This window comes from Pseudomonas aphyarum (assembly GCF_028657055.1).
Lineage (GTDB): Bacteria > Pseudomonadota > Gammaproteobacteria > Pseudomonadales > Pseudomonadaceae > Aquipseudomonas > Aquipseudomonas aphyarum.
This window is the reverse complement of the sequence record NZ_JAMDGS010000005.1, coordinates 102,751-128,442: the sequence shown is the minus strand read 5'-3', so window position 1 is coordinate 128,442 and position 25,692 is coordinate 102,751. Positions and strand designations below refer to the sequence as shown.

Below are 25,692 nucleotides of genomic sequence, written 5' to 3'. Positions count from 1 at the left end.
CTTCTGCTGCCCGAGGCCCGCCCATGTCCCCGCGTCTGGATTACTACAGCGCTTCACCCAAAGCCATGAAAGCGATGATTGCCCTGGAAGCGCTGACCAGCAGCCTGAGCATCGAACCGCCGCTGCTGCACCTGATCAAGATCCGCGCCTCGCAACTCAACGGCTGCGCGTTCTGCACTGACATGCATTCGGTGGAAGCACGGCGGGCAGGGGAGACGGATCGACGGCTGTACGCCATCGCCGTCTGGCGCGACAGCGGCTTCTTCAACCTGCGCGAGCGGGCCGCACTGGCCTGGACCGAAGCCGTGACGCTGCTGGCGGACAGTCGGGTGCCTGACGATGTTTACCAGCAGGCGCGGGAACAGTTCAACGAGACCGAACTGGTGGACCTGACCATGGCCGTCAGCACCATCAACAGCTGGAATCGCCTGGCGGTGAGTTTTCGCCAGATTCCCAGCGACTGATCACTTGCCCAGCAGCGGTGAAGCGCCGGGATTCACCGGTGGCCGCTGCGGTTTCACCGACGTGCCAAACGTGTTGCCCATCCGCGTACTGGTGGCCGCCGGCGTCGCCAGTCCCACCTGATTCGGCGGGCGCTTGTTGACCGGCACATTCATCGCTTCCTGATTCTTCTGCGCAGCCGCCGCGCCGTCGGGGTTGTTGCCCATCTGCTGGCTCAGGCAATCGTAATTCGGCGCCTTGTAGCCACCCACCGTCACCTCGACACAGCCCAGCGGCTCCTCCGCGTGTGCACCGCCCAACACCGTCAGCAACAACCCGCCGAAGACGACTTTCCAGACTGATTTCATGCCTGCCTCCTGGCCGGCCCGAAGGGGCCGCTCTAGCTCAAGAGTCTAGTGCAACGGCGGCGTCGATCCCGTGATGGTTTTTTTGCAGTGGTCGTCACACCAGATTCATAAACAGCCCTCAGGATGACGGTTTTCAGGGATACATCAGCCGTGCAGCGAGGCCGTGCCAGGGAGGATGTTGTGCGCTCAGCGCTCGTGCGCCAGCTCTGTCTGGGGCTGCTGCTTGGCTTGTTTCTGAGCCGTGCCGGCGCCGACCCGATGCCGGCGACGATGCGCATGACGCTGCACATCCCGGCCCAGGAACTGGCCCGCGCCCTCGATCAGTTCAGCCGCGCCACCGGCATGGCGGTGCTGGTCGACAGCCAGTTGAGTCGCGGTCGGCGCTCGTTGGCGGTGGATGGCGAATTCACCGCCGCCGAAGCGTTGCGCCGGATGCTCGGCGGCAGCGGGTTGATGGCCAAGTACAGCCGCGACGACGCGTTCACCTTGCAGGTTGCGCAAGTCGAGGAAGTACCAATAACGGCGGAGAAACCGACCCCCGCCAGCGCAGCCGTCAACCGCAGTTATGCCACAGCGGTGCAGGCCGCGATTGAACGCAACCTGTGCCGCTCGCCGCTGACCCGGCCCGGCAGTTTTCGCGCGGTGTTGCAGCTGTGGATCGGCCGCGACGGCGTGGTGCAGCACAACCGGTTGGTCACCACCACCGGCGATGTTCGGCGCGATGCAGCGCTGGTAGACAGTTTTCACACGCTCAGGATCGACCGGCCCACACCCGGCGCATTGCGCCAGCCAGTCACGTTGCTGTTGTTACCCGAATCGTCAGGAAAGCGCATGGAATGCACACAATGGGAAGGAGTTTCCGGGGGATGAAAGACGCCGGACAAAGTTCGATGGTCCAGCTGTTCCTGACGTCCTACGAGGACTTTCGGGTGCGCCTGCGACGCCGTCTCGGCTCGGAGGACCTGGCCAACGACGTGCTGCACGAAACCTACCTGCGGGTCGACCGCATGGAAGCGCCGCCGAACCTGCTGCGGCCCAACGCCTACCTCTATCGCATGGCCCTGAACATCGCCGCTGACCGCCGTCAGGCCGATGCGCGGCTGCTCACCGGCAGCGAAGTCGAAGAACTGCTGCAGGTCAGCGACGAAGCGCTGGACCCGATGCGTGTGGTCGGTGGCCAGAAGGAAATCCAGTCCCTGCTCAGTGCCCTCTACGAGCTGCCGGCCCGGCGCCGCCGAATCTTCATCGCCGCACGGCTGGAAGAAGCGCCGCACCTGGAAATCTCCCAGCGTTTCGGCATCTCCACGCGCATGGTCGAGAAGGAAATCAAGGCTGCCCTCGGACACTGCGCGGCCAAACTGGAAAGAAAAGTGTTTCAGCGGTTCGGTCGCGGGGCCGGAAAACCGTCTAGTGAATGAAGCTCCCGATCAACCCGTCGAGTACCTGTGCGTTTGAACATCTTCCGTCTGACACCTGCCGAGCCCACGCCTGCCGAGCGTCTGCAAAGCGAAGCCCGCGACTGGCTGATCCTGCTGACCTCCGGCCGCGCCACGGTCGCCGACGCCCGAGCGCTGCGCCAGTGGTGCGCCCAAAGCCCCGAACACGCCCGCGCCTTCGAAGAGTGCAAAGCCTTGTGGCACCTGCTGCAACCGGCGGCCGAAGCGACGCAGGCGCCACGTCGGTTTGGACGCCGGGCCTTTCTCGGTGGCGCGATTGCCGCATCGGCGGCGTTCCTGCTGGTACGCGGCACGATTCCGGGCGGGTTCTCCGGGCTTGGCGCGGATTACATCACCGAGGTTGGCCAGCAACGCCGGGTCGAACCGGCCGATGGCCTGAGCCTGGAACTGAACACCCAGACCCGCATCAACCAGCGTTCGGTTGATGAGGGCGTGCAGGGATTTGAACTGGTCAGCGGTGAAGTCGAAGTGCAGACCGCACGGCTGCCGATGGCGATGCAGGCCGGTGGCGGATGGCTGCGGGCGAGCAAGGCGCGGTTCAACCTGCGTAACCTTGATCAGCAGGTGTGCGTGACGTGCCTCGATGGCGCGGTAGAAGTGGAAGTTGAAGGTCGTAGCCTGCGCCTGGAACCGGGCCAGCAATTGACCTATGACGCGCAACAGGTGGGCACCGTGCAAAGCGTCGACACGGCGGCGGTGATGAACTGGCGTCAGCAGGTACTGGTGTTCAACGGCACGAGCCTCAGCCAGATGATCGACGAGATCAACCGCTACCGCCCAGGCATGTTGCTGTTGCTCAACCGCGAACTTGGCCAGCGCCGCGTACAAGCACGTTTCTCCCTCGATCAACTGGCCGGCGTAGGCGCACTGATCCGCGATGCCTACGGCGTCAAATGCACCGAGCTACCGGGCGGCGTAGTCGTCCTCAGCTAACCCAACACAACACCCACAAACACCATAGAACCCTGTGGGAGCTGGCTTGCCAGCGATAGCGGTATGTCAGGCAATCAGATGTTGGATGCGCAGGCCCCATCGCTGGCAAGCCAGCTCCCACAGGGACCTCAGTGATCCAAATTACTGCAACGGTCCCATAACCTGTCGGTACTTCTCCGGCCCTTGCGGTGTTTGCCGAGTCAACCGCACCTCCAACCCCAACGGATCCTCCCGCCGATTCCCGCTCAACTGCCGCCACCCCTTGTCCGCCTCCCAAACCCGCACCTGCAAATCACTGACCTCACCCAAAACCGCCACCCCCGCCGTCGGCGCCGGCAACGGATACCGACTGCGCGCCGGCGCCACCGCGCGATACAGCGTGTCCCCCTTGAGCCACCAGCGCACCCGCTGCAAAGCCCCCGGCTGATCCGCCGCGCTACGAATGATGTCCAGCCGAAACCCCTTGCTGTCACTGCTGCGCACGGTAAGCGCGGGCGGGGCAGTCGCCGGTTCATCCTCGGTGCCGACCTTCTTCGGCTCCGTCAGCTCGATCCCTGCGCGCATCTCCACATCCCGCTGCATCTGATTCAACGCCCGCAACAGGCTGTCGCTCTGCTCACCACTGGCCTGCAAATGGCTGTCGGCGCGCGTGACACTGTCCAGCCCCTTCCAGGCAATCAGACTGACCACCGCCATCAACAGAATCGCGACCATCACCTCGATCAGCGTAAAACCTTGTTGTCTGTTCATTGCACGCTAATCCGGCCCGAAGCATCCCGCAGCACACTCAACCGATTGAGCCCGTCAGACAGCGTCAACTGCAGCGGCGGATTGATCCACTCCGCGTTCAGCACCACTTTCTGCTTCGGCTCCACCCGCACCTCCAGCTTCGGACTCTGCCAGGGACGCGGCCGCAACTGCGGGTCCCGATCGAAATGATCAAAGCCCTTGCCACTGTCACTGCGCCGACTGAACCGAAACCCCTTGCCATCGCTCAACCACGCAATCGGCCGGCCATCCGCACGCGCCTCCGCCTGGGCAATCTGCAGCAACTGCGCCACGCGCTCGGCGTCCTTGCGCAGCAACTGCAACGGATCGGGCTTGATACTCAGACTGATCGCCGCACTGGCGATGCCGATGATCACCAGCACCACCATCAACTCGATCAGCGTAAAACCCTGCTGCCTGCACCGGTTCATCGAATGCGCACTCCCTTGCGTCCAGCCCCGTCCCAAAAAACCATCCTGCACGGCCAACATGTAAGGCGTGTGAAATAAAACCGTGAGAATTGCCGCGTAGTCTGGTCACCGGGACTAAAAGGAGATTCAGCCCATGAGATACACCGCACGCTTTTCACCCCCCCAAATCATCCAGGCCGCCGCACTGCTGGCCGCCCTGGTCGGCATCGCCACCTGGTCATCCCTGCTCCTGACCACTGCCGAATCCCACACCCCGGCGGCTACGCCGCAACTGCTCGCTGCGCGCAGTGACAATCCCGCGTTGCAGTGGTTTTCCAACCGCACGGCGCCGGTGGAGATCAAGGTAAGCGGCGTGATGGCGGGGAGTCGTGGGGCGGTGGCGATTTTGAGTTTGAACGATGGGCCGCCGAGGAGTTTTTTGCAGGGGGAGCGGGTGAGTCCTGGGGTGAGGTTGGTGGCGGTGGAGGGGGATGGGGTGGTGATTGAGCAGGGTGGGGAGAGGGTGCGGTTGGAGTTGGAGAGGTTGGGGGAGGGGGTGGAGATGCCTAGGTTGGTTAGGCCGTGATTTCTTAGGTAGGTAGTGATCGGCCGAAAGCAACCTTTCGGGAGCGGAGCCTCTATACCCTTTAAAGCCATTGAACACCGGCAGAAAACGGCCAAAAACTGCTGTTCAATGGCACCTATCAAGGAGTGGGGAGATCATCTCCCGACGGCCCTCGGTTATGGGCATAGAAGCGTCTACAAACCTAAAGGCGAAGCAGCTTTTTCCTTCACGTCATAGCTTTTTTTCTTTGCAAATACGCCACCAACGACTGTCGGCTCTATAAATAGAATCTTTCTCTTGCTAGCTCCAGGGCCGTATGGCTGCATTCGAAAATGCCCCTTCCTCCAATGAGTACGTTTTTCCTTTACATTTTTCGCGTGATTAAACCCTGCATCAGATTCATAGACCACATTATCCACTGGACTAATCACAACTCTGTCATAGGTCTTCCGAAGCTTATCTTCAAATTTACGAATCTTACCTATACCTTTCAATGAAGTGATTTTTTTTCTAAGTTCCTTACGTTCATTGAAAGCTGTGTCGCGGTATTGCTTGCAGTTAATAAATAATAGGACCTTGGCCATGTGATTTAATGTTTCAGATAAATAGCTCATGTCACCTGTGAAATCATCATCTTGGCCGTATTTTTCCTCGACTCGACTGAGCTCCTGTTTTATTGTTCGCATCCCATCCTGTATGTAAAATCCTTGCACTCGCAGTGCGTCATCTTCTACATGTGCTTTACCCAATGGCGAACCTGTGAACATTAGGTCTAGAATTCTCAGCGGTTTGCTCACATCCACCAACGGGCTATCGTTATAACGCTTCATTTCCATTGAGCCTGGATTAATCAGGGTCTCACTTATATATACGCCTTCTAGTATGTGCTCGTGTGTAAGCTCGTTATAGACTTTGAGTGAAGAGCTTCGGCTCTCTGTGAATTCGATGTAACAAGTTTTAAACGGTGGGCGAAGATAATCTACTGGCACGTCATCGCCAATTTCTGTTTGTTCCAAAATCTCATCAAGAAAGTTTGATGTTGTCAAGATGTTGCCGTCCTGACGCCTGAATTTGTAAGAGTATAGCGTTGTACTAAGCGCGATTCCCGCCATATGATCAGTCAAGTTTTCAGAGCGATGCAAAGAAAATATATCAGGCCGTAGCCTCATCAGCGTCTGTGTCAAGTAGTCTATTGAGCAAGTTTCAATGTCCAGCCCGGCGAAGACTTCGTCGTACACTTGGTCCCTCGCCTGCGTGCACATCTCAGTATATTGAGAACAGGTGATTCTCACCGGATGTGGCAATTTGTATGTGATGTCCATATTCCTCCAGTCTGCCAGTAGAATACAATGAAAATTTATAGGGCTCGTACGTCGAACAATGAAATTCTGACATTGCGAAAGTCGAATAAACTCGTCGTATCAAAAGGTAGGCGGATCTATTTTAAAAGAAAATAAACCCGTCCTGATTTTAATCAATTTTTGTTGTCATTTTTTGGTCTGAAAATATACTTAATTAGTGGTTGTGAGGTTTTAGCCCTTGGCGGAGATTGCAATGCTTCTTGTGTCAATGGAAATGTCAAAATGAACTCCGGAGCCAGCATGCAGGACATCAATCGTTTCTTGGTTTAATACTTTGTATACTAAGCTCTTTATTTGCATAGATAAAATAGCGGGGCCAAACGGAACAATATAAATTTTGCTCCATAGCTCAGATTTTAATTTGTGTGCAACTTTTGTCAGGATGTCCTTCAATTCACTTTCAGCAGTTTCGATGTTCTCAAAATTAATACTTCCCATGGAGGCAAAAAAAACCTCACCTCTTTTATGAATGTCTTGCAATGGATGAACGCCCCCATTAGCGATGATAGTCAAGGTTTTAGGCTCGGCGTTGGGTAGAGTGCCGTTGATCAAATCCAACAGGGCAGTCTCGCCATTGCGTGCGATATAGTTTTCTAGTTTGCGAGTAAGTTCTGGGTTCATTTTTTTGAAACTCTAGATATTACTATGCTTCCATGGGAGTCGCGCGATAACTCCGTATAATACGAAGCTTCATATTTTGAATCAAAAATAGAGTTCGCACTTTCTAGTGTGAACTCAGTTACTCCGTAATGCATTAAGGGTGGTGAGTTGGTATCTCTCTTGTACTTCGCTAAATATTCATATCGCAATTTGAAGCATTCCGGGCTTACCATGACTAGCGAAGCCATCTGAGATATGCTTTCGGAGTTCTTCGTGTCTAACTTTATAAGAAGCCTTGAGTAGTTTTGGTGTACCTTAAAATTGGCAAGAATAATTTCTTGAGTCTTACTCGCCGTGTCTTCGGCGGTTGAGGGTTTGTTGGTGGATGCCCCACTCGAGATTTCAGCCATCCAATCACCACCAATATTTGGGATTTTTATAATTCCCCACTCATATAGGATTTTAAACTTCCATATCCACAAGTCAAAAATTAGGAATAATAAAAAAAATAAAACTGCGCCTGAAGGTCCTGCGATTGCTAATCCAGTAAGGCCGTTGATTTTAGTGATTACGTAAATTATGATCCCGCCAGCTAGGCTCGACAAAATAGCAGCCGAATAATATATTTTTTTCCTGTCGTGATGAGCCACAACATATTCATGCATTTTTATATCCTTATCTGTTGCTTTTAATAAAATAGCGCTAGAGCACTGGCGTGCTTGTAACAGGAGAAGCTGTGTATTTTGGTTGGAGTGGTTTGGCGTGGTTAGGTTACCAATCATTCCATAGCTTGGTTGCGGCGGTTAAAAACGCTTCAGCATCGGCTTTTTCCCAGGAAGTTGGCGAGTTATTCCATAGCAAGTAATATTGTTCATTTGCGCACACTAATTTGGATTTGTCTGCTTCCTGCTGAATCCAGTTTATTGCGTTCACGAAGCAATCACCATAACTCGAACCGAATTTTGCTGAAGGTATGTTGTAGAGCAGCCCTTCAAGGAAATACGATGGAGCGATGCCGGGTTTCAATAAACCATCGGAGACTAGTTTGCTTCGAAGATTTTTTATTATGCGAATCATTGGTTTTAGCCACTTGTTAGTGTCTTGGTGCTTCAATGTTAAGTTTGAGGAGTGTTGTTTAGGGTAGTTTGCGATGATTTTATTTTCATCATTGAAGAAGCAAATTCCCTCCTCGAAATTTGTAGTGTGAGAATTTTTAAAGCTAGAGTAGCGTCGATATTGCATGGCTGCGATAACATCTGCTTTTCGGCGATTCCCGTTTGCAGCTATGGTTAGCGCTTTTGAACCTACACTCACGTCTTTACCAAATTTGTCTTCTAAGACATTGCGTACGTCTTTTTTATATTCATCGTAAGAATAGGTGGCCGGTATGAATGCGAGGTCATAAGCTTCCTTGTCTTCCGGCGATAGGTCTGATGTGTCACTGTAATAGACATCATCAAGCTGTATAATTACGTCTACATCGCTCTCGGTGTAAATGTTGGTGTCATTGCCATAGGAACCCTGCAAGAATATTTTATAGTTTTTCCCGTTGTACGGCGCTTTATCGTTTTCTAAAGTTCTCTTAATAATGCCGTAAGTCTCAGAAGATTGCGTGATGGACCCCTGGTGGGACCAAGTTTCTAGCTGCGATTCTGGTATTCCCATTTGCTATATACTCTTAGATGAGAAATTCGCGCAATTGACTTTCGCGCGATGCAAAGGATTCGCTACCACGTTGCCGGAGGATATTTAGCTTGTCTAGGTTATGCTCCATCAGATCGGTCGCCATCTCTGGGCGTTCAAATGTATCGCTGATACGAATGGTTGGAATGTCTTTGAATAAAATATCTCGTAACTGGTCCAAGGATTGTGTATTGATTTCTAATGTTTTTTGGAGTAATTGGATTGCTAACCATTTTTTCGCAATTCCAATTAAAAAGCCGCGTTTCGGGTCTGGATATATTCCAACGCCAACATTCACAACTCGAATGTCTTTTCTCTCTTTTTTAAGGGCGATTGTGGCGTCAGCGACTGCATATAGAGTAGGATTGTTTGCGCAGTATCCACCGTCTATTAGTTCAACTTTATCACCTGCAGAGGTTACGACAATCTTCCGCTCAAAAAATGGATAAGCCGAGCAGGAAGCTTGCACTGCATCGGCGATGCTCACACCGAAACCTGGTTTGAAAGTTCCTGTACGTCCGTGGGCCTGCAATACACTACCCTTGAAAATCATCGGCCGCTCAGTCATCCAACGAGTGGCGACAATTCCGATGCCTGTTTTTACGTCGTCAAACGTTAGATCCTTAAAGACCTCTATTGCAAGGCTTTGAAGTGCTGCTGTTTTGGAGGCTGCTGTTCTGCGTGACATAATTGATGGAACATATGTCTTGTAAAGTTCGTGAATTCGGTCAACTTCGTAACCAAGAGCAATAAGCGCTGCGATGATAGCTCCGGTGCTCGTGCCGAAGACTAGATCAAACCGTTTATATAAAGGGCAGCCGAGCATTGCCTCGATTTCCTTGAGTACTCCAAGCGTGTAGAACCCCTTTGCACCTCCACCATCTAGCGCCAAGATGCGACAAACGTTGTCGCTTTTATATTCAGTTATCAACGATGAGGGGGGGGAGTGAGTCATCCGCTTTCTGTCCTTACTGATTGTGAAATCCTTTCGGAACTTTTCCGCACCAGCCATTTTTCTCAAAAAATTGCATTTTGAACAACAAAATTTATTTGAATTAAGAAAATCACGCGATCTACCAGTTGCTTCAGGTCGAAAACGCCCGCTTGCGAATGGCGCTTTTGGGCCGGGGCAGCGGTTCTTGGGTGTTTTCTTCTGACCAATACCTGTCGCAGTAACTGATCGCGCGGACATCTGACAGGCATTACTAGGTTCTGTGCATCGAAGGCGATATTAGAAAGGGGGGACGAATTTATTTGCACAGTAGGGTTTCTGATAGAGTCCGCACTCGTTCAATCCGCTGACAGGGAGTCAAGCACATGGCAAAGCCTGCCGCACGAATCACTGATCCAACCTCCTGCCCGATGCCCGGGCATGGCCCGAAGGCCATCGCCTCAGGATCCCCCGACGTGTTCTTCGACGGCCTCGCTGCCGCCCGTAAAGGAGATACCTGTACCTGTGGAAGTGCTCTGGTTTCGGGTGTTTCCGCTACGGTGTTCATCAATGGCAAAAACGCTGCGCTGATCGATACCACAGGTTCACATGGCGACGTTGTGATTGGTGGTTCGGGGACTGTCATCATCGGGGATTCGCATACCCCGGCACCTTTCATTGCTCCTTTACCTCTCGCCATTCAGAAACGATTCGGGCAGTCGTTCAGTGTTACCGACAGTGAGACGGGTAAGCCGTTGGCGTTTCGTGACTACGTTGCGACGGTCAACGGTGTCGAGACCACAGGCGTTACCGATGCCGATGGCATCGCGCACATCAAGACGCCGACACCCAACGCTCAGATTTCGCTTCACATCACGTTCAATGCCCCAGCTCGAACGCTTCATGAATTTTCGGAGAAACAGTAATGGCCGCCAGTTTTGCGACACAAGCAACTGCTCAGGAGTTAAAGCCGGGCGAGTTCATGTGCCCTATACCGGTGGCTGTGAATGATCGAGCGGCTACTCGTGAGGCGATTATCAAACGGGTTCGGGATTTGAAGGTTACGTTTGTCGAGCGCTCGTCCTGGAAAGCGTTGGATGGCAAGAAGGACATGGTCAAGGATTGGGACTACACCATGATCGCTTTGCACCACGCGGGCCGCAGCCATAGCTGCACTCCCGGTGCGGAGCAGATGCAAGAAATCCAGAAAGGACACCTGAGCCAAAAGTACGACGATATTGGCTACCACTACGGCATTGATTGCACTGGGCAGGTTTTTGAAGGTCGTGACATTCGGCTTCAGGGTTCAAGTGTTCTGAAATACAACACAGGGCTGATTGGCATCGTCCTGCTGGAAAACCTGACGACACCGGAGGAGGGTGGCGATTGGGTCGCCAAAGGTCGGGTGGCTCTGGATAGCATCGGTTACAGCACTACAAACGTTATTCCCCAAGAGCAAATCGTTTCGTTGATGCACCTGATCGACGCATTGAAAAGAAAAAAGGGGACAGATTTATTTTCCATAAAATAGATTAGTCCCCTTTGTCTTGTATCAAGATCTGCCTAGTTGCCCAAATCAACGGCATTACCGTTAGCCCGGACATAATAATTATCGAATTCACCGCTCTCGACGAACACGAAGCCATGGTGAGTGTAAAAACGATTTGAAGCGCTTTCCTTGAGAGCACCGACCTTGATGGGACGCCCGATCTCATCAGCCTCTCTGAAAATCTGAGTAAGAACTTCAGAGCCGATTCCTGCTCCCTGAGCACTGGGTATCACATACAAGTGGTCAAGCAAAAGCTCGCTCTGGTGGTCTTTGATTACGACAAAACCGACCAGATCACCTGATACTTCTATGCGGCGAGTGCTGTTAACGTCGAACCCAGCAACAAATCGTTCGCGCGCACGATCTGGGTTAAATCGTCCAAGCCGTTCAAGGCTCTCGCGCATGGCCTCAATCCTGATGGCTACTAGATCTTCCAGGTCGTTATTGGACGCTGCGCATAAAACGACAGCGGAATTTTGATCAGTGGAGGCTGGCATAACAAGCACCCTAAACATGGCCGGTCAGTCATTATGCAGAGAACATATTCCGCATAACCACTACTGCTTCGGTTCAATGAAGGCGATGGCTCCCTATCAGCTTCAGGGGGATGTGTTCGCCGGACGCTTACGTTTGTTGGGGCAAGTGGACGGATCTGTCGTGGGATCCGAGACGCAATGAGAGTTCCGATAAACACCAACGTTTAAAAAGACATCTCCAGACACTCTCTCAGGCTACATATTCTTGCGCCGTTGCCTACAGCTACGCCAGAATCCGCCGGCTTGTGCGCTTTATACCTGGTCTTTATCGTCTACGTGTCGCTGGCAACCCAGCGACCGGGTTTAGCGACCCGACCAGGTGTAAGTTCAACGACGCTCCCGTTTGTCGCAGATTTTTGCGATGACAATATGGTGGCTGTGCGTGGGAGACCTTCGGGTCTGCCGGGTCTTATACCTCTCGGTTCGCTAACCCGCGCACAGCTGCCACCCTTACTTGTTTAGCGACAGGTGTTGGTGGTTCCACCAGGTATAAAAATGGAGCTTCACCATGATCAAACCAACCCCCAACCCGCCCGAAACCGACTCGGTTTCCCCTTACGAATCCATCGATTCCAGAAAACTCCACGAAGCCGCCGACCGCGCGCTCGACCATTACCTCTGTCCGCCCGGCTCCACGCCGCCCCCACGTAGAACCCGCGGGATGTATGCCGTGACTGCGGACAACAAAAACGAAGAACTGCTGATTGATGCCAGTGAAACACTCGCTTCGGCCCAAACCATCGCCCAGAACATCGCCAGTCTGGTACCGGCTTCGCAGCGTCGGGCGTTGGTGGGCATTGCGCAGTTGATCATGCTCGGGGAGTTGGCGGTGAATCGGGCGTTGGATAATTTGCAATTGCCGGTGAAGCAGACCTCAGGATCACCTGCTGATTAAGTTGGTATCAATTCTGGCGCCTTCGCGAGCAAGTCGAATCGTGAAAAGGGGGACTGATTCATTTCAATCAGTCCCCCTTTTTGTTGCTTAACCCGCGTCGCCGCTATCTGGCTATGAAGGCGCATCCGGCAGCTCGATAACCGCTTTGCGTCAGTGCCAGTCTCTAAAACAATGCATGCATTGGCGCGCACGCCAAGTCCTCAACTGCCCTGCGCAGTATGGGCAGTGGGCAAGCTTTTGCTCGCACTGAGGTGCCATTCGATGGCGGAAGTACTCCCAAACGATATCCGGATCAATATTTTCTCGACGGCCTATCTCATCTACTACGGCTTGATCACCCTTCTCGTGGAAGCCCCCAATGATCGCTAGCGTTTCAACCGATGGACAGTAAGCCGTTATGAGCTCGCCGCATCGATTACAAACACGTTGACCATGACCATTAATCATAAATTCGCTTCAGTATCGGGAATTGGATAAGCCCTTTTACTAGACGCTCGGTGCAGAGACAACGGACTCTAATGGCTAAAAGCAGTAGATCGTGAATGGCAGAAATGGGTGATGTCTCAATATGTCGTTGAAGCGTGCCGGAAAAATTGCACCGCCTCTTTGGCCGAGGTTGTCAGCTACACCTGACGACCTCGGCCATTTTCTTTTCGTCTATTGAGCTACAGCACTCAGACGCTTACATCTTCACCTCAACATGATCCAACGCCTGATTCACCGCCAACTCACTCAACATCACCAACTGCGCAATCCCTATCGCAGTCTTGCGATGGGCAGGCTCTAGCGTTGCAGCAAAGTTGTTGAGCATTTCGCTCGCCGAGCCCAGTGATTCGCTGGCGTTGGCCAGCAGGGATTCGGTGTTGTACGCCGGGTTGGCCAGGTACATGGGGTCGTGTTTGTGGTGGCTGCCCATGATGCGTTGTTGTGGGGTGAGATAGTGGTCGAGGGCGCGTTCGGCGGCTTCGTTGAGGGTTCGGGAGTCGGGGAATTGGTAGGGGGAAACCGGATCGGTTTCTGGTGGGTTGGGTGTTGGTTTGATCATGATGAAACTCCTAATTATTGATAAGGAGCCTTCACCCTCGCTACCAAACGAAGGGTGGCGGCCAATACGCGGGTTGGTAGACCGGTAACTAGGAACCCGGCGCACTCGAAAGTGCCCTGCGCATGGCCACCATCAAGTACAAACCATGGGAGGTCTGCGAATGGCGTGCTATGCGACTAGTTAACTCGGGCTACCAAACCCGATCACTGTTTTTCAGTGACCATGGAACGATAAGACCCGCGTACTAGACGCACAAGCCGGCGGATTCTGGCTTAGTCGTAGGTAATGGCGCAAGGTTGTGTAGCCTTGGGGACGTTACGGTTGGTGTCTTTTAAACGGGGTTTTGGGGGTGGGTAAACGGGTGGTTCAACAAGCGGCCCTCACCCCAGCCCTCTCCCGGAGGGAGAGGGGGCCGACCGAGGTGTCTTGCGCTCTACATCGACCTGAGTGATCGAGTTGATTATGGATTCAACGCAGTATGCGCAAGTTGGTTTAGATCTCTGGTGGTTATCGGAAATGTCCCACGACTGATTCATATATCTCCGAGCCGACCGACGTTTCGGGACGGTTTAGGGCTAAGGATTCTCGGGGCGGCTAAGCAACGTCTCCAACCGCGCCAACGCCGGCCCCTCCTGGCTGCGATCAAACACCTGCACCCCAACCTTGAGCACCCGCCCATTCTCCGCCCCCCCAATCACCTGCTCACACCGCAACAACAACCTCCCTTGATCACACTCCATCGCCTTAACCCCCATCGGTAATCTCCCTTCCAACCGAAGTTCAGCCATCCGACTCTGCGCCGCAATCATCGCAATCGAACGATCCCGCAGAACCCCGCTGCTCTGCGTCATCAACCCCGCCACGCGCACGGCGGCGGACATGGCGACGGCGATGATCGCCAGCGCGACGAGTACTTCAATCAGGGTGAATCCGGCTTGCGGGGAGGGGGTGCGCATCGGGGTCTCGGGCGGTCGGGCAGCCCTTGACGCTAACGCCCGTGCTTGACGGCTTGACGACGAAAACACCCGAGGATTTTCAACATCCCTGACATATCTTCTTGCAACACTGCGCGTCGAATCGAATCAAGCCAGGGAATGACGAGATGGATATCGCGCAATTCAAACAGCCCAATCGACCGAGCCGGATGCCTCGTGGGCAGCAGGGTTTCACGCTGATCGAGATCATGGTGGTGGTGGTGATTCTCGGGATTCTGGCGGCGATGGTGGTGCCCAAAGTGCTCGACCGGCCGGATCAGGCGCGGGCGACGGCGGCGAAGCAGGACATCGGCGGGTTGATGCAGGCGCTGAAGCTGTATCGCCTCGATCACGGCACTTACCCGAGCCAGAGCCAGGGCCTGAAGGTGCTGGTGGAGCGGCCGGCCGATGCGAAGAACAGCAACTGGCGCTCGTACCTGGAGCGCTTGCCTAATGACCCGTGGGGTCGTCCTTATCAGTACCTCAATCCCGGTGCCAACGGCGAGATCGACATCTTTTCCCTCGGCGCCGACGGCCAGCCTGACGGCGATGGCGTGAATGCCGACATCGGTTCCTGGCAGTTGTAAGGCCGGTCATGAACAGCCAATCGAACCAGCAGGGGATGGCGATCATCAGTGCGCTGCTGATCGCGGCGGTGGTCGCGGTGATCGCTGCTGGCATGCTGACCCGCCAGAGCGTTTCGACCCGGGCGCTGGAAGCCGAACAATTGCGCGTGCAGGGCCGTTGGGTGTTGCACGGCGGGTTGGAGATCAGCCGGCAATTGTTGTGGGATGCGCGGCAGCGCGATCCGCTGACTCGCCTCGATCAACCCTGGGCGCAGCGCTTGAACACCCAGGGTTTCGAAGGGCGGCTGGAGGACGAGCAGGGCAAGTTCAACCTGCGCAATCTGGTGGCCAACGAGCGGATCGATGACGCGCAGGTGCAGGCGTTCGAGCGTTTGTGCGAGTTGATCGGTGTCAGCAGCGGCTTGAGCCGGCGCATCAGTCAGCGGGTGATCGGCTCTTATCCGCACCTGTTGAATGCCCAAGTGGTGGACAAGCCTGTGGCGAAAAACACTTTCGACAGCGGGCGCGCCACGTCGCCGTCCGCGTCGCGCAAACCGCAATCGCCAACTTTGCCGATGCTGCGCACGCTTGACGATTTGCGCAGTGTCGACGGGGTCAACGATGCGCTGTTGGCGAAACTCGCGCCGTACCTGACGGTGATTCCGGCGACCACCTGGCTCAATGGCAACACCGCCACGGCGCCGGTGCTGGCGGCTTATGTGCCGGGGCTGTCGCTGGAGCGGGCGCAGGCGTTGATCAATGAGCGTGACGCCGGGCGCTGGTTTATCAATCGCGGGGATTTCGTCAATCGCCTGCGACTGCCGCAATTGGAGATCACCAGCGTCAAGGTTGGCATCACCAGCGACTGGTTTCGGCTGCGCGGGCAGGCGCGGCGAGATCAGCGGCGGGTCAGCCTCGATGCGTTGCTGCATCGCAGTCAGGATCGGTTGCCGCAAGTGATCTGGTCGCGGGTGGGCGTATGAGCCAGTTGCGCGTGAGTTTGCCGCCGCTGGCGGAGCTGAGTCTCGACAGTGAAGTGGATTGCGCGTGGCTGGATCGACAGGGGCAGGTCACACGCCAGGAACGCGTGCGGTTCGGCGCGCTGCCGAAGCAGCCGTTGGTGTGCTTTCTGCATCCGTCGGACAGCCTCCTGGCGAGTATCGATTTGCCGCCGCTGCCCACGAGTAAAACCGCTGCCGCTGTGCAATGTGCGGCGCAGGCGTTGATGCTCGGCGACAGCGCCGAGATGCACATCGCCCACAGTGCTCGTAATGAAAGTGGCCAGGTGCAGATTGCCTGGGTAGCACGCAAGGATTTGCAGCACCTCGGGCAGTTCGGCCTGAACCTCAAAGGCCTGTACCCGGCGGCCTACAGTTTGCCGGTGATGACTGGTGGCGTCGGTTGCTTGCACGACGAGCATCTGTTGCTGCGCCACGGCCCGAATGCGGCGCAGGTGCAGCCGATGATCGACGAAGCGTGGCTGCTGGAAACCGGTCTGCCGGCGCACTGGATCGGTGACGGCGCGCCGGAAGCGGTGCAATCGACATTGGCCGACACGCAACGCTGCTCAGGCCCGTTGCCGAATTGGGGCCTGCACGGCGGCCTCCAGCAACCGGGCACCGAACATCGCGGTTGGGGCAGGGCGCTCGGTTGCTGTGCGCTGGCGCTGGCGGTGTGGGTGATCGGTCTGAACCTGTACGCCGCCCGCGAGGCCGGGCAGGGCCAGCAGCTCAAAGCGCAGATGGCGCAGAGGGTGAAGCAGGCGTTTCCCGAGTTGCCGGTGATCCTCAATCCGCTGCAACAGGCCCGTCAGCAAATCACGGCTCGCCAGCAAGGCGCGACGGATGCGCCGGGGCAGGACTTCACGCGACTGGTGTTGCAGGCCGGCAGTGGCATGCCGTCCATGGCCGGCACGGTGCAGCGTCTGGAGTTTGTCGACGGCGCGTTGCAACTGAGTCTACTGCCCGAGGCCCGGCGTTCGGGCAACGACAAGGATTGGCAAGGCACGCTGGCCCAGGCCGGCATCAGCATCAGCCCGAATGACGACGGCTGGGTCCTGCGCCCGGCCGGCGAGGCGACCGCCGCCACCGACAACGACGACAGCAGCGGAGCCGAAGATGAATAGCCCATCGCTTGCGAAATACCGCGCCGGTTGGCAGCGCTTCAATGCTCAGTTGCAGGCCCGTTGGCAGCCGTTGGCGCTACGGGAAAAACGCATGGTCGGCGGCATGGCGGCGCTGGTGCTGGGGCTGTTCGTGTGGGTGGCGTTGATTCAGCCGCCGTTGAAGAAGATCGCCGCCTCGCAAGTCGAAACCCCGAAACTGCGCGCCCAGGCCGAAGCGCTGGAAGTGCTGTTGCGCGACATCAGCGTGCGCCCCGACGGGCAGAACCTGGAGCAGTCGTTGCAGCAAACCTTGCAGGCCAGCGGACTGGGCGGCCATTACCAATTGGCGGCCGCGTCCACCGGCTGGCAGTTGACCTTCGACGCCGCACCGGCCGACGCCGTGCTTGACTGGCTGCTAAGCCAACCCCGGAATTTTTCACTGCAAGTGGTCGAGGCCCGTCTGCAACGCGCAGACGACGCCGCGACCGATGACACCGCCGGCACTCTGTCGGGCACCGTACGCATGGATCAGGCGCTGGGCGCTAAGGAAGCTTCATGAAGGGGTCAGGATCCAAACGCATAGCGTTGCCGATGCTGTTGATGGCATTGAGCGCGTGCAGCAACACCACGCCACCGAATCAACCGCCGCTGCTGGTGGACAGCGAACTTGGCCGGCCGCTGGCCAACACCCAGCGCAGTGGCGACGCGGTGCTCGACCGTGAGCGCGCGCAGGCTCAGGTCAAACCTGCGCCGAAGCAATTGCACAACATCACCGAACGCGCTCGCAGTGGCGGTCCGGCGCGGGGCACGACGTTGCCGGCCAATCCGTTGGGCGACCAACCGGTGACGCTGAATTTTGTCGACGCGGATATTCAAGCGGTGGTGCGGGCGTTGTCGCGCTCGACCGGTCAGCAGTTTCTGGTGGATCCACGGGTCAAGGGCAATCTGACGCTGGTCTCTGAAGGCCAGGTGCCGGCGCATCAGGCCTACGACATGTTGCTGGCGGCGCTGCGCATGCAGGGCTTCAGCGTGGTGGATGTGGGCGGTGTGGCGCAGGTGGTGCCGGAGGCCGACGCCAAGTTGCTCGGCGGGCCGATCTACAGCGCTGACAAACCGGCCGGCAACGGCATGCTCACCCGCACGTTCCGCCTGCAATACGAGAACGCGGTGAACCTGATCCCGGTGCTGCGTCCGATCGTGTCGCCGAACAACCCGATCAACGCCTATCCGGGCAACAACACCATCGTCGTCACCGATTACGCCGAGAACCTGACGCGGGTCGCGCAACTGATTCAGGGCATCGACACCCCGAGCGCGATCGACACCGACGTGGTGCAGATCCAGAACGGCATCGCCGCCGACATCGCGCCGATGGTTGCCGACCTGCTCGACGCACCGGGCAACGACCCGACGCAGAAAATCGCAGTGATCGGCGACCCGCGCTCCAACACCATCATCATCCGCGCCGGCAGCCCCGAGCGCACGGAACTGGCGCGCAACCTGATCTACAAACTCGATAACGCCCAGAGCAACCCGAGCAACCTGCACGTGGTGTACCTGCGCAACGCTCAGGCCGGCAAACTGGCCCAGGCCCTGCGCGGTTTATTAACCGGCGAGAGCGACAGTGGCACCAGCGACAATGCGCGTTCGGTGCTCAGCAACATGGGCAGCTCCACCAACTCGGGCGGTGGGCAGAACGGCCAGAGCGGCACGCAAACCAACGGCTCGACTTCGACCACCAACAGCGGCAGCACTGGCGGCAGTTATGCCCAGGGCAGCAGCGCCACCAGCGGTAGCGGCAATGCGCAAAGCAGCGATCAGAACGTTGCCTTCAGCGCCGGCGGCGTGACCATTCAGGCGGACGCGACCACCAACACCTTGCTGATTTCTGCGCCGGAGCCGCTGTACCGCAACCTGCGCGAAGTCATCGATCTGCTCGATCAGCGCCGCGCGCAAGTGGTTATCGAAAGCCTGATTGTCGAGGTCGGCGAGGACGATGCCAGCGAATTCGGCGTGCAATGGCAGACCGGCAATCTCGGCGGCAACGGCGTGATCGGCGGCGCCAACCTCGGCGGCTCCGGGATCAACGTCAACGGCAAGACCAGCATCGACGTATTGCCACAAGGGCTGAACCTCGGCTACGTCAACGGCACCGTCGACATCCCCGGCATCGGCAAGATCCTCGACCTGAAAGTGCTGGCCCGGGCGCTAAAGAGCAAGGGCGGCACCAACGTGTTGTCGACGCCGAACCTGCTGACCCTGGACAACGAAGCCGCGAGCATTTTTGTCGGCCAGACCATCCCGTTTGTCAGCGGCAGCTACGTCACCGGCGGCGGGGGCACCAGCAACAACCCGTTCCAGACCGTGACCCGTGAAGAGGTCGGTCTGAAGCTCAACGTACGCCCGCAGATTTCCGAGGGCGGCACGGTGAAGCTCGATATCTATCAGGAAGTCAGCAGCATCGACGAACGCGCCTCGGCGGCGGCCAATTCGGCGGGGATCGTCACCAGCAAGCGCGCGCTCGACACCAGTATCCTGCTCGACGACGGGCAGATCATGGTGCTTGGCGGTCTGCTGCAGGACGGCTACAGCCAGAGCAATGACGCGGTGCCGTGGCTGTCGAGCATTCCCGGAATCGGCGCGCTGTTTCGCAACGAGCGCCGCTCGATCACCAAGACCAACCTGATGGTGTTCCTGCGCCCGTACATCATCCGCGACAGCGCGGCGGGGCGCAGCATCACGCTGAACCGCTACGACTTCATGCGCCGCGCCCAGGGCGGTCTGCAACCGGAGCGCAACTGGGCGATGCCGGACATGCAGGCGCCGCAATTGCCGGCCACTGCCCAAGGCGTGCCGGCGCCGGTGTCCGGCCCGCGCGCGACCATCAAAGCGGTGCCGCTGCAATGAGCGCATTGCCTTACGCCTGGGCCAAGGCGCAGCGGATTCTGCTGCGCGACGGCGTGCTGACGGTGTGCCCGTCGACGCCGGGCTGGTCGATCAGCGAAGTACGCCGGCAGTTCGGCGCGGCGAAGCTTGAGCGGGTGCGCGATGACGAACTCGACGGTTTGCTAGCCACTGCCTACGCGGATACCGGCAGTGCGGCGGCGGTGGTCGGTGCGGCGGAAAACGAAGTCGACCTCGACCGCCTGATGCAGGACATGCCGGAAATCACCGACCTGCTCGACACCCAGGACGGCGCGCCGGTGATCCGCATGATCAACGCCTTGCTCACCCAGGCAGCGCGGGATGAGGCCAGCGACATTCACATCGAACCGTTCGAAACCCATTCGGTGGTGCGCTACCGGGTCGACGGCACCCTGCGCGACGTGGTGTCGCCACGCAAGGCGTTGCACGGTGCGCTGGTGTCGCGGATCAAGATCATGGCGCAGCTCGATATCGCCGAAAAACGCTTGCCGCAGGACGGTCGCATTGCGTTGCGCGTAGCGGGGCGGCCGATCGACATTCGCGTCTCGACCGTGCCCACCGGTCATGGCGAGCGGGTGGTTATGCGTCTGCTGGACAAGCAGGCCGGGCGCCTGCATCTGGAAACCCTGGGCATGGACGCGCAGGTGCTGGCCAAACTCGATCACCTGATCCGCCAGCCCCACGGCATCGTGCTGGTCACTGGCCCGACCGGTAGCGGCAAGACGACGAGTTTGTATGCGGCACTGGCGCGACTGGATGCGAGCACCAGCAACATCCTCACCGTGGAAGACCCGGTGGAATACGACCTGCCGGGCATCAGCCAGATTCAGGTCAACGCCAAGATCGACATGACGTTTGCCCTGGCGTTGCGGGCGATTCTGCGGCAAGACCCGGACATCATCATGATCGGCGAGATCCGCGACCTCGAAACCGCGCAGATCGCGGTGCAGGCTTCGCTGACCGGTCACCTGGTGCTTGCGACGTTGCACACCAACGATGCGGTGTCGGCGGTCAACCGTTTGGTCGACATGGGCGTCGAGCCGTTTTTGCTAGCCTCGTCGATGCTCGGGGTGTTGGCCCAGCGGCTGGTGCGGCGGCTGTGCAATCAGTGCAAACAGGAAGACCCGGCCACGCCCGGCACCTGGCGCCCGGTCGGTTGTGCGGCGTGCAATCACACCGGTTACAGCGGCCGAACCGGCATTCACGAGTTGTTCTGCATCGACGACGATATCCGCACGTTGATTCACCAAGGGGCAGGGGAGCAGGCGTTGCGCGCGGCCGCGAGCAAGGCCGGGATGTTCAGCCTGCGCGAGGACGGCGAGCGCTGGATTCGCAGCGGTGCCACGGCCCCTGAAGAAATCCTTCGTGTGACACGGGACGCCTGATGAATCGCTATCGTTTTGAGGCCGCCGATGCCAGCGGCAAGATCGAATCCGGGCATCTGGAGGCGGACAGTCAGGGCGCGGCTTTTGGCGTGCTGCGTGGTCGTGGCTTGACGGCGTTGTCGGTGGAGAAGGAAAGCAACGTCTCCCAGCACGGCGGCGGTGGCATGTTCAGCGCCAGGCTGTCGGACAACGATCTGGCGTGGGCCACCCGGCAACTGTCGAGCCTGCTCGGCGCCAGTCTGCCGCTGGAGGCTGCGCTGAGTGCCACGGTCGAACAGGCCGAAAAAAAACACATTGCCCACACCCTCAGCGCCGTGCGCGCCGACGTGCGCAGCGGCATGCGCCTGGCCGAAGCACTGGCGGCGCGGCCTCGGGATTTTCCGGAGATTTACCGGGCGCTGATCGCGGCGGGCGAGGAGTCCGGGGATCTGGCCCAGGTGATGGAGCGGCTGGCGGATTACATCGAAGAGCGCAACAACCTGCGCGGCAAGATTCTCACCGCGTTCATCTATCCGGGTGTGGTCGGGCTGGTGTCGATCGGCATCGTGATTTTCCTGCTGAGTTATGTGGTGCCGCAGGTGGTCAGCGCGTTTTCCCAGGCGCGGCAGGACCTGCCGGGGCTGACGCTGGCGATGCTCAATGCCAGTGATTTCATCCGGGCCTGGGGCTGGTTGTGCGCGGGCGTCATGGCCGGTGCGTTCTGGAGCTGGCGCCTGTATTTGCGCAACCCGGCGGCGCGCTTGAGTTGGCATCATCGGGTATTGAAGTTGCCGCTGATCGGGCGGTTTGTGCTGGGGCTGAACACGGCGCGGTTCGCCTCGACGCTGGCGATTCTCGGCGGCGCCGGGGTGCCGTTGTTGCGAGCGCTGGAGGCGGCGCGGCAGACCTTGTCCAATGATCGCTTGAGCCTGAGCGTCAATGAGGCCACCGCCAAGGTGCGCGAGGGCGTCAACCTGGCGGCGGCGCTGAAAGTGGAGAACGTGTTCCCTCCGGTGCTGATTCACCTGATCGCCAGCGGCGAGAAAACCGGTGCATTGCCACCGATGCTCGAACGCGCGGCGCAAACCCTGTCCCGCGATATCGAGCGCCGGGCGATGGGCATGACTGCGTTGCTTGAGCCGCTGATGATCGTGGTGATGGGCGGGGTGGTGCTGGTGATTGTGATGGCTGTGCTGTTGCCGATCATCGAGATCAATCAGCTGGTGCAGTAGGGGTGTGTCTGTTGGGTTGATGTTGGCTGTTCCGGCCCTATCGCTGGCAAGCCAGCTCCCACAGTGTTCGGTGTTGTTAATGCAATTTTCTTCACAACACAAAAACCTGTGGGAGCTGGCTTGCCAGCGAAGAGGCCAGTGACAGCAACAAATAATCCAAACTTTTTTCCAAGACCTCAGCATCACCCGACCCTGATTCTCCCCATCCTCGGGTTCTCCTTTCTGTCATCTGCAACGGCCCTTCAAGGGCTGTGGCCGATTCCCCCGAAATGCCCGCCGCAGACACTCCGCACAACCCCCGGAACACCCGAGAAAATCCCTCGAAAATCAGCCTGCACCTCCCGAGGTTTTTTCCTTTATCTGTCACCGGAAACTGCGAATTTCTCAGTGCGACTTAACCACGGACCCCGCTTGCGAAGGTCGGCGGTGAGTCTTCCCAGTGTCATGCAAGTCCCCTGAAAACCTGTGTTCACAACCAACGTTGAAAAGGAGATTCTTCATGTTCAAGCGCACTCTGATCGCAGCTTCCCTGACCGTTGCCGCTCTGGCTTCCGCTCAAGCCATGGCCGTTACCGGTGGTGGTGCAACTCTGCCAGCCGCTCTGTACAAAGGTTCTGCCGACAGCATCCTGCCAACCAACTTCAGCTACGCTGCCATCGGCAGCGGCGGTGGCAAAACCGCTTTCCTGAACAACAACCCGGCCGGCTTCAGCACCACTGGCACTGTGCATTTCGCCGGTAGCGACTCGATCCTCAGCGCTTCGGAACTCAGCACCTACAGCAGCACCTACGGCGCTTCGTTCGGCCCGCTGATTCAACTGCCTTCGGTTGCCACTTCGGTTGCCATCCCTTACAAAAAAGCTGGTCAGACTGCTCTGAACCTGACCAGTGCTCAGCTGTGTGACGTGTTCTCCGGTGCCAAAACCACTTGGGGTGATCTGCTGGGCACTTCCGACACTACCGCCATCCGTGTTGTTTATCGCAACGTTTCCAGCGGCACTTCGGAAATCCTGACCCGTCACCTGAACTCGGTCTGCCCGACTCAGTTCACCACCAGCTCCACCTTCACCAGCGCTCGTATCGGTGGCATCGCTCTGCCTTCGAACTGGGTTGGCGTCGCTAACACTTCTGACGTCGCCACTGCTGTGAACGCCGTTGACGGTTCCATCGGTTATGTCGGCCCGGACGGTGTTGACGCTACCAGCAACGCTGTTGTTGCCCGCGTCAACGGTGTTCAGCCAACCTCGCCAAACGTAACTTTGGCACTGTCGTCGGTTACTCCTCCGTCGACTGCTGTCGATGCCGCCAATCCGGCCAAATGGTCGCCAGTGGTCGCTAACCCGACTTCGGGTTACAAACTGGCTGCTTACACCAACTTCATCTTCGGTCAGTGCTACAAGGATGCAGCCGTGGCCGCCGACGTTAAAGCCTTCCTGACCACTCACTACAGCATCCCTGGCAACAACGCCGCGACTCAGGCTCACAAGTTCGTCGCCGTGCCTAACGCCTGGAAAAACGCTGTAACCGCCAACTTCATCACCAACACCTCGGGCAACAACCTGGACATCAACAACGCCAGCGTCTGCAACGCTATCGGTCGTCCGTTGTAAGCCGCTCGTTTCAGTCAGCGGTATGGATGGCAGTCCTTCGGGGCTGCCATTTTTTTTGGCCCCCGTTCGAGGGGCATTCGATAAGGAGATTGAACATGTTCAAACGTATTGGAGTGGCCGCACTGGTATCGGCGGCGCTGGTTTCGGGGCAGGCGATGGCGGTGACCGGTGGCGGGGCAACTATTCCGGCCAGGCTTTACAAGGGCGCCGCAGACAGCATTCTGCCAGCGAGTTTCAGCTATGCGGCAACGGGAAGCGGGATTGGCAAAAGCGCTTTTTTAACCAACAACGCTGCACAGTTCGGAACGACGGGTACCGTGCATTTCGCAGCGAGCGAATCCATTCTCACAACGTCTGAAATCTCTACCTATAACACTAACTTTGCTTCTTCCTTCGGGCCGCTGATACAGATTCCGTCGGTGATTACGTCGGTGGCCATCGCCTATAAAAAGGCAGGTCAGACCACGCTCAACCTGTCATCCGCGCAATTGTGTGATGCGCTGTCCGGCTCGGCTACCACTTGGGGCGCGTTACTGGGAACTAATGACACCACTGCGATCCGGGTTGTGTACCAGAACGGTTCGAGTGGCAGTACTGAAGTCCTTACGCGTCACTTGAACGCAGTCTGTCCCGTCAAGTTCTCGATCCATTCGTCCTTTACTCGGGCTCTCAACAATGGGGGCTCCTGGTTACCCTCGAACTGGGTAGGTGTGGCGGCTGATGGAGACGTCATGGCGGCGGTCACTAGCGTTGAGGGTTCTATCGGCTATTTGGGACCGGATGGTGTAGAGGTGAAGAACAACGCGGTCGTCTCTCGCGTCAATGGCGTTCTTCCAACACTCGTTGATATGACGCTGGCGCTTGTGCCCATCCTGTACCCCACCACCAGACCTTACGATCCGTCCTCCTGGACGCCAGTGATCGCCAGGCCCACCAGTGGCTACGCGATTTCTGCAACGAGCAACCTGATTTTCTCCCAGTGCTACAAGGACCCGGCCGTCGCCAATGAAATCCGGAATTTTCTGACTACGCACTACGCTTATCCGGGAAACACACCGTCCAACCGTGCTCATGGTTTCGTGGGGATGCCAGAAAAAATCAAAAACGCCGTGATCGCCAACTTCGTCACGAATACCTCAGGTAACAACCTCGATATCAACAACCCATCCATTTGCAACGGAATCGGCCGTCCGCTGTGAATCATGTCTCCGTTCCAGCAATGGCAGCCCTGAATGGGGCTGCCATTTTTGGCGACACGCATCCGTCAATGTTCCGCGAATACTCCCCCAACATGAAGTTTGTGTGACATCCGTTCGGTCGCGGCCCTCGCCAACTGCCTATGTCGTAACAGCAGGTTTTTGCACGCCTGCGGCCTT

28 protein-coding genes are annotated in these 25,692 nt (G+C 57.4%); 17 read left to right on the top strand and 11 right to left on the bottom strand.

What is annotated here, in order from left to right:
- The first annotated feature begins 23 nt into the window (after positions 1 to 23).
- On the top strand, positions 24 to 464 hold the full coding sequence (locus M5G18_RS07425; protein ID WP_007959341.1) for a carboxymuconolactone decarboxylase family protein: 441 nt from the start codon (positions 24 to 26) through the stop codon (positions 462 to 464).
- Here the strand turns inward: M5G18_RS07425 and M5G18_RS07420 are convergent, their stop codons facing one another.
- A complete protein-coding gene (locus tag M5G18_RS07420) occupies positions 465 to 809 on the bottom strand; it encodes a hypothetical protein (RefSeq protein ID WP_273897363.1) in 345 nt (114 codons plus the stop codon).
- Between the two features lie 123 nt (positions 810 to 932).
- Between M5G18_RS07420 and M5G18_RS07415 the strand changes: the two genes are divergently transcribed.
- From M5G18_RS07415 to M5G18_RS07405, 3 genes are read left to right on the top strand one after another with little or no spacing between them, the layout of a single operon-like run.
- On the top strand, positions 933 to 1,679 hold the full coding sequence (locus tag M5G18_RS07415) for an STN domain-containing protein (RefSeq protein ID WP_420793307.1): 747 nt from the start codon (positions 933 to 935) through the stop codon (positions 1,677 to 1,679).
- A complete protein-coding gene (locus M5G18_RS07410; protein WP_011334580.1) occupies positions 1,676 to 2,227 on the top strand; it encodes an RNA polymerase sigma factor in 552 nt (183 codons plus the stop codon). Before M5G18_RS07415 ends, M5G18_RS07410 begins: the two co-directional genes overlap by 4 nt.
- A 33-nt stretch (positions 2,228 to 2,260) precedes the next feature.
- Positions 2,261 to 3,199, top strand: coding sequence for a FecR family protein (locus tag M5G18_RS07405; RefSeq protein WP_273897600.1), 939 nt, complete (start codon positions 2,261 to 2,263; stop codon positions 3,197 to 3,199).
- Between the two features lie 141 nt (positions 3,200 to 3,340).
- Here M5G18_RS07405 and M5G18_RS07400 read toward each other — a convergent pair whose 3' ends face one another.
- Both M5G18_RS07400 and gspH read right to left on the bottom strand, forming a co-directional pair.
- On the bottom strand, positions 3,341 to 3,949 hold the full coding sequence (locus M5G18_RS07400; protein WP_039773261.1) for a prepilin-type N-terminal cleavage/methylation domain-containing protein: 609 nt from the start codon (positions 3,947 to 3,949) through the stop codon (positions 3,341 to 3,343).
- A complete protein-coding gene (gspH, locus tag M5G18_RS07395; RefSeq protein WP_011334577.1) occupies positions 3,946 to 4,398 on the bottom strand; it encodes a type II secretion system minor pseudopilin GspH in 453 nt (150 codons plus the stop codon). Before gspH ends, M5G18_RS07400 begins: the two co-directional genes overlap by 4 nt.
- Positions 4,399 to 4,531: 133 nt before the next feature.
- Here gspH and M5G18_RS07390 point away from each other — a divergent pair, with 133 nt between their 5' ends.
- Positions 4,532 to 4,963, top strand: a complete 432-nt coding sequence (locus M5G18_RS07390; RefSeq protein ID WP_273897361.1) for a type II secretion system protein N — start codon at positions 4,532 to 4,534, stop codon at positions 4,961 to 4,963.
- 173 nt (positions 4,964 to 5,136) lie between these two features.
- Here the strand turns inward: M5G18_RS07390 and M5G18_RS07385 are convergent, their stop codons facing one another.
- The 5 genes from M5G18_RS07385 to M5G18_RS07365 all read right to left on the bottom strand — a co-directional run bounded on the left by M5G18_RS07385 (position 5,137) and on the right by M5G18_RS07365 (position 9,778).
- On the bottom strand, positions 5,137 to 6,180 hold the full coding sequence (locus M5G18_RS07385; RefSeq protein ID WP_273897360.1) for an AcrVA2 family anti-CRISPR protein: 1,044 nt from the start codon (positions 6,178 to 6,180) through the stop codon (positions 5,137 to 5,139).
- Positions 6,181 to 6,474: 294 nt separating this feature from the next.
- On the bottom strand, positions 6,475 to 6,924 hold the full coding sequence (locus M5G18_RS07380; protein WP_273897359.1) for a hypothetical protein: 450 nt from the start codon (positions 6,922 to 6,924) through the stop codon (positions 6,475 to 6,477).
- Positions 6,921 to 7,685: a Cap15 family cyclic dinucleotide receptor domain-containing protein gene (locus M5G18_RS07375; RefSeq protein WP_273897358.1), complete on the bottom strand. Its 765-nt coding sequence runs from the start codon at positions 7,683 to 7,685 to the stop codon at positions 6,921 to 6,923. Before M5G18_RS07375 ends, M5G18_RS07380 begins: the two co-directional genes overlap by 4 nt.
- Positions 7,675 to 8,568 carry a nucleotidyltransferase domain-containing protein gene (locus tag M5G18_RS07370; RefSeq protein ID WP_273897357.1) on the bottom strand — a complete coding sequence of 298 codons (894 nt, stop codon included), beginning with the start codon at positions 8,566 to 8,568 and terminating at the stop codon, positions 7,675 to 7,677. Before M5G18_RS07370 ends, M5G18_RS07375 begins: the two co-directional genes overlap by 11 nt.
- A gap of 13 nt (positions 8,569 to 8,581) precedes the next feature.
- Entirely contained in the window at positions 8,582 to 9,778 is a 1,197-nt protein-coding gene (locus M5G18_RS07365; protein WP_273897356.1) for a patatin-like phospholipase family protein, read from the bottom strand.
- A 125-nt stretch (positions 9,779 to 9,903) separates the two neighbouring features.
- Here M5G18_RS07365 and M5G18_RS07360 point away from each other — a divergent pair, with 125 nt between their 5' ends.
- Together M5G18_RS07360 and M5G18_RS07355 are read left to right on the top strand one after the other, a co-directional pair.
- Positions 9,904 to 10,443 carry a PAAR domain-containing protein gene (locus tag M5G18_RS07360; protein ID WP_273897355.1) on the top strand — a complete coding sequence of 180 codons (540 nt, stop codon included), beginning with the start codon at positions 9,904 to 9,906 and terminating at the stop codon, positions 10,441 to 10,443.
- Positions 10,443 to 11,048 (top strand): peptidoglycan recognition protein family protein, encoded by a 606-nt coding sequence (locus tag M5G18_RS07355; RefSeq protein WP_273897353.1) that lies wholly within the window; start codon positions 10,443 to 10,445, stop codon positions 11,046 to 11,048. The genes M5G18_RS07360 and M5G18_RS07355 overlap by 1 nt, the downstream gene beginning before the upstream one ends.
- 32 nt (positions 11,049 to 11,080) lie before the next feature.
- Here the strand turns inward: M5G18_RS07355 and M5G18_RS07350 are convergent, their stop codons facing one another.
- Entirely contained in the window at positions 11,081 to 11,563 is a 483-nt protein-coding gene (locus M5G18_RS07350; RefSeq protein ID WP_273897351.1) for a GNAT family N-acetyltransferase, read from the bottom strand.
- Positions 11,564 to 12,110: 547 nt separating this feature from the next.
- On the opposite strand from M5G18_RS07350, the gene M5G18_RS07345 reads away from it, so the two are divergent.
- Positions 12,111 to 12,497: a DUF6124 family protein gene (locus M5G18_RS07345; RefSeq protein WP_085730684.1), complete on the top strand. Its 387-nt coding sequence runs from the start codon at positions 12,111 to 12,113 to the stop codon at positions 12,495 to 12,497.
- 682 nt (positions 12,498 to 13,179) lie between these two features.
- Here M5G18_RS07345 and M5G18_RS07340 read toward each other — a convergent pair.
- Together M5G18_RS07340 and gspI are read right to left on the bottom strand one after the other, a co-directional pair.
- Positions 13,180 to 13,542, bottom strand: a complete 363-nt coding sequence (locus tag M5G18_RS07340; protein WP_273897347.1) for a DUF6124 family protein — start codon at positions 13,540 to 13,542, stop codon at positions 13,180 to 13,182.
- A gap of 575 nt (positions 13,543 to 14,117) precedes the next feature.
- Positions 14,118 to 14,498 (bottom strand): type II secretion system minor pseudopilin GspI, encoded by a 381-nt coding sequence (gene gspI / locus M5G18_RS07335; RefSeq protein ID WP_273897345.1) that lies wholly within the window; start codon positions 14,496 to 14,498, stop codon positions 14,118 to 14,120.
- A 146-nt stretch (positions 14,499 to 14,644) separates the two neighbouring features.
- Between gspI and gspG the strand changes: the two genes are divergently transcribed.
- The 9 genes from gspG (at position 14,645) to M5G18_RS07290 (ending at position 25,515) form a co-directional block, all read left to right on the top strand.
- Entirely contained in the window at positions 14,645 to 15,103 is a 459-nt protein-coding gene (gene gspG / locus M5G18_RS07330; protein WP_025109838.1) for a type II secretion system major pseudopilin GspG, read from the top strand.
- A gap of 8 nt (positions 15,104 to 15,111) precedes the next feature.
- Positions 15,112 to 16,065: a type II secretion system minor pseudopilin GspK gene (gene gspK, locus M5G18_RS07325; protein ID WP_197868009.1), complete on the top strand. Its 954-nt coding sequence runs from the start codon at positions 15,112 to 15,114 to the stop codon at positions 16,063 to 16,065.
- The gene (gspL, locus tag M5G18_RS07320; RefSeq protein WP_273897342.1) at positions 16,062 to 17,207 is read left to right on the top strand and encodes a type II secretion system protein GspL; all 1,146 of its coding nucleotides are present in this window, start codon (positions 16,062 to 16,064) and stop codon (positions 17,205 to 17,207) included. Before gspK ends, gspL begins: the two co-directional genes overlap by 4 nt.
- Positions 17,200 to 17,745, top strand: coding sequence for a type II secretion system protein GspM (gene gspM / locus M5G18_RS07315; RefSeq protein ID WP_273897341.1), 546 nt, complete (start codon positions 17,200 to 17,202; stop codon positions 17,743 to 17,745). The genes gspL and gspM overlap by 8 nt, the downstream gene beginning before the upstream one ends.
- Positions 17,742 to 20,093, top strand: a complete 2,352-nt coding sequence (gene gspD / locus M5G18_RS07310; protein ID WP_273897340.1) for a type II secretion system secretin GspD — start codon at positions 17,742 to 17,744, stop codon at positions 20,091 to 20,093. The genes gspM and gspD overlap by 4 nt, the downstream gene beginning before the upstream one ends.
- Complete coding sequence (gspE, locus tag M5G18_RS07305; RefSeq protein WP_039768906.1) at positions 20,090 to 21,496, top strand: type II secretion system ATPase GspE; 1,407 nt, start codon at positions 20,090 to 20,092, stop codon at positions 21,494 to 21,496. The genes gspD and gspE overlap by 4 nt, the downstream gene beginning before the upstream one ends.
- A complete protein-coding gene (gene gspF / locus M5G18_RS07300; protein ID WP_085603127.1) occupies positions 21,496 to 22,707 on the top strand; it encodes a type II secretion system inner membrane protein GspF in 1,212 nt (403 codons plus the stop codon). The genes gspE and gspF overlap by 1 nt, the downstream gene beginning before the upstream one ends.
- Before the next feature lie 499 nt (positions 22,708 to 23,206).
- Entirely contained in the window at positions 23,207 to 24,316 is a 1,110-nt protein-coding gene (locus M5G18_RS07295) for a substrate-binding domain-containing protein (protein ID WP_273897337.1), read from the top strand.
- Positions 24,317 to 24,411: 95 nt separating this feature from the next.
- Positions 24,412 to 25,515, top strand: coding sequence for a substrate-binding domain-containing protein (locus M5G18_RS07290; protein ID WP_273897336.1), 1,104 nt, complete (start codon positions 24,412 to 24,414; stop codon positions 25,513 to 25,515).
- Positions 25,516 to 25,692: the final 177 nt, after the last annotated feature.

Excerpts from the sequence above, each read along its gene's own strand:
- M5G18_RS07375 (WP_273897358.1), bottom strand. The coding sequence starts at position 7,685 with ATGATTGGTAACCTAACCACGCCAAACCACTCCAACCAAAATACACAG.
- M5G18_RS07365 (WP_273897356.1), bottom strand. The coding sequence starts at position 9,778 with ATGTCCGCGCGATCAGTTACTGCGACAGGTATTGGTCAGAAGAAAACA.
- gspF (WP_085603127.1), top strand. The coding sequence starts at position 21,496 with ATGAATCGCTATCGTTTTGAGGCCGCCGATGCCAGCGGCAAGATCGAA.
- gspG (WP_025109838.1), top strand. The coding sequence starts at position 14,645 with ATGGATATCGCGCAATTCAAACAGCCCAATCGACCGAGCCGGATGCCT.
- M5G18_RS07345 (WP_085730684.1), top strand. The coding sequence starts at position 12,111 with ATGATCAAACCAACCCCCAACCCGCCCGAAACCGACTCGGTTTCCCCT.
- M5G18_RS07410 (WP_011334580.1), top strand. The coding sequence starts at position 1,676 with ATGAAAGACGCCGGACAAAGTTCGATGGTCCAGCTGTTCCTGACGTCC.
- gspD (WP_273897340.1), top strand. The coding sequence starts at position 17,742 with ATGAAGGGGTCAGGATCCAAACGCATAGCGTTGCCGATGCTGTTGATG.
- M5G18_RS07415 (WP_420793307.1), top strand. The coding sequence starts at position 933 with ATGACGGTTTTCAGGGATACATCAGCCGTGCAGCGAGGCCGTGCCAGG.
- M5G18_RS07360 (WP_273897355.1), top strand. The coding sequence starts at position 9,904 with ATGGCAAAGCCTGCCGCACGAATCACTGATCCAACCTCCTGCCCGATG.
- M5G18_RS07340 (WP_273897347.1), bottom strand. The coding sequence starts at position 13,542 with ATGATCAAACCAACACCCAACCCACCAGAAACCGATCCGGTTTCCCCC.
- gspM (WP_273897341.1), top strand. The coding sequence starts at position 17,200 with ATGAATAGCCCATCGCTTGCGAAATACCGCGCCGGTTGGCAGCGCTTC.
- M5G18_RS07290 (WP_273897336.1), top strand. The coding sequence starts at position 24,412 with ATGTTCAAACGTATTGGAGTGGCCGCACTGGTATCGGCGGCGCTGGTT.
- gspL (WP_273897342.1), top strand. The coding sequence starts at position 16,062 with ATGAGCCAGTTGCGCGTGAGTTTGCCGCCGCTGGCGGAGCTGAGTCTC.
- M5G18_RS07380 (WP_273897359.1), bottom strand. The coding sequence starts at position 6,924 with ATGAACCCAGAACTTACTCGCAAACTAGAAAACTATATCGCACGCAAT.
- M5G18_RS07370 (WP_273897357.1), bottom strand. The coding sequence starts at position 8,568 with ATGGGAATACCAGAATCGCAGCTAGAAACTTGGTCCCACCAGGGGTCC.
- M5G18_RS07390 (WP_273897361.1), top strand. The coding sequence starts at position 4,532 with ATGAGATACACCGCACGCTTTTCACCCCCCCAAATCATCCAGGCCGCC.
- M5G18_RS07420 (WP_273897363.1), bottom strand. The coding sequence starts at position 809 with ATGAAATCAGTCTGGAAAGTCGTCTTCGGCGGGTTGTTGCTGACGGTG.
- M5G18_RS07400 (WP_039773261.1), bottom strand. The coding sequence starts at position 3,949 with ATGAACAGACAACAAGGTTTTACGCTGATCGAGGTGATGGTCGCGATT.
- gspK (WP_197868009.1), top strand. The coding sequence starts at position 15,112 with ATGAACAGCCAATCGAACCAGCAGGGGATGGCGATCATCAGTGCGCTG.
- M5G18_RS07295 (WP_273897337.1), top strand. The coding sequence starts at position 23,207 with ATGTTCAAGCGCACTCTGATCGCAGCTTCCCTGACCGTTGCCGCTCTG.
- gspE (WP_039768906.1), top strand. The coding sequence starts at position 20,090 with ATGAGCGCATTGCCTTACGCCTGGGCCAAGGCGCAGCGGATTCTGCTG.
- gspH (WP_011334577.1), bottom strand. The coding sequence starts at position 4,398 with ATGAACCGGTGCAGGCAGCAGGGTTTTACGCTGATCGAGTTGATGGTG.
- M5G18_RS07425 (WP_007959341.1), top strand. The coding sequence starts at position 24 with ATGTCCCCGCGTCTGGATTACTACAGCGCTTCACCCAAAGCCATGAAA.
- M5G18_RS07355 (WP_273897353.1), top strand. The coding sequence starts at position 10,443 with ATGGCCGCCAGTTTTGCGACACAAGCAACTGCTCAGGAGTTAAAGCCG.
- gspI (WP_273897345.1), bottom strand. The coding sequence starts at position 14,498 with ATGCGCACCCCCTCCCCGCAAGCCGGATTCACCCTGATTGAAGTACTC.
- M5G18_RS07350 (WP_273897351.1), bottom strand. The coding sequence starts at position 11,563 with ATGCCAGCCTCCACTGATCAAAATTCCGCTGTCGTTTTATGCGCAGCG.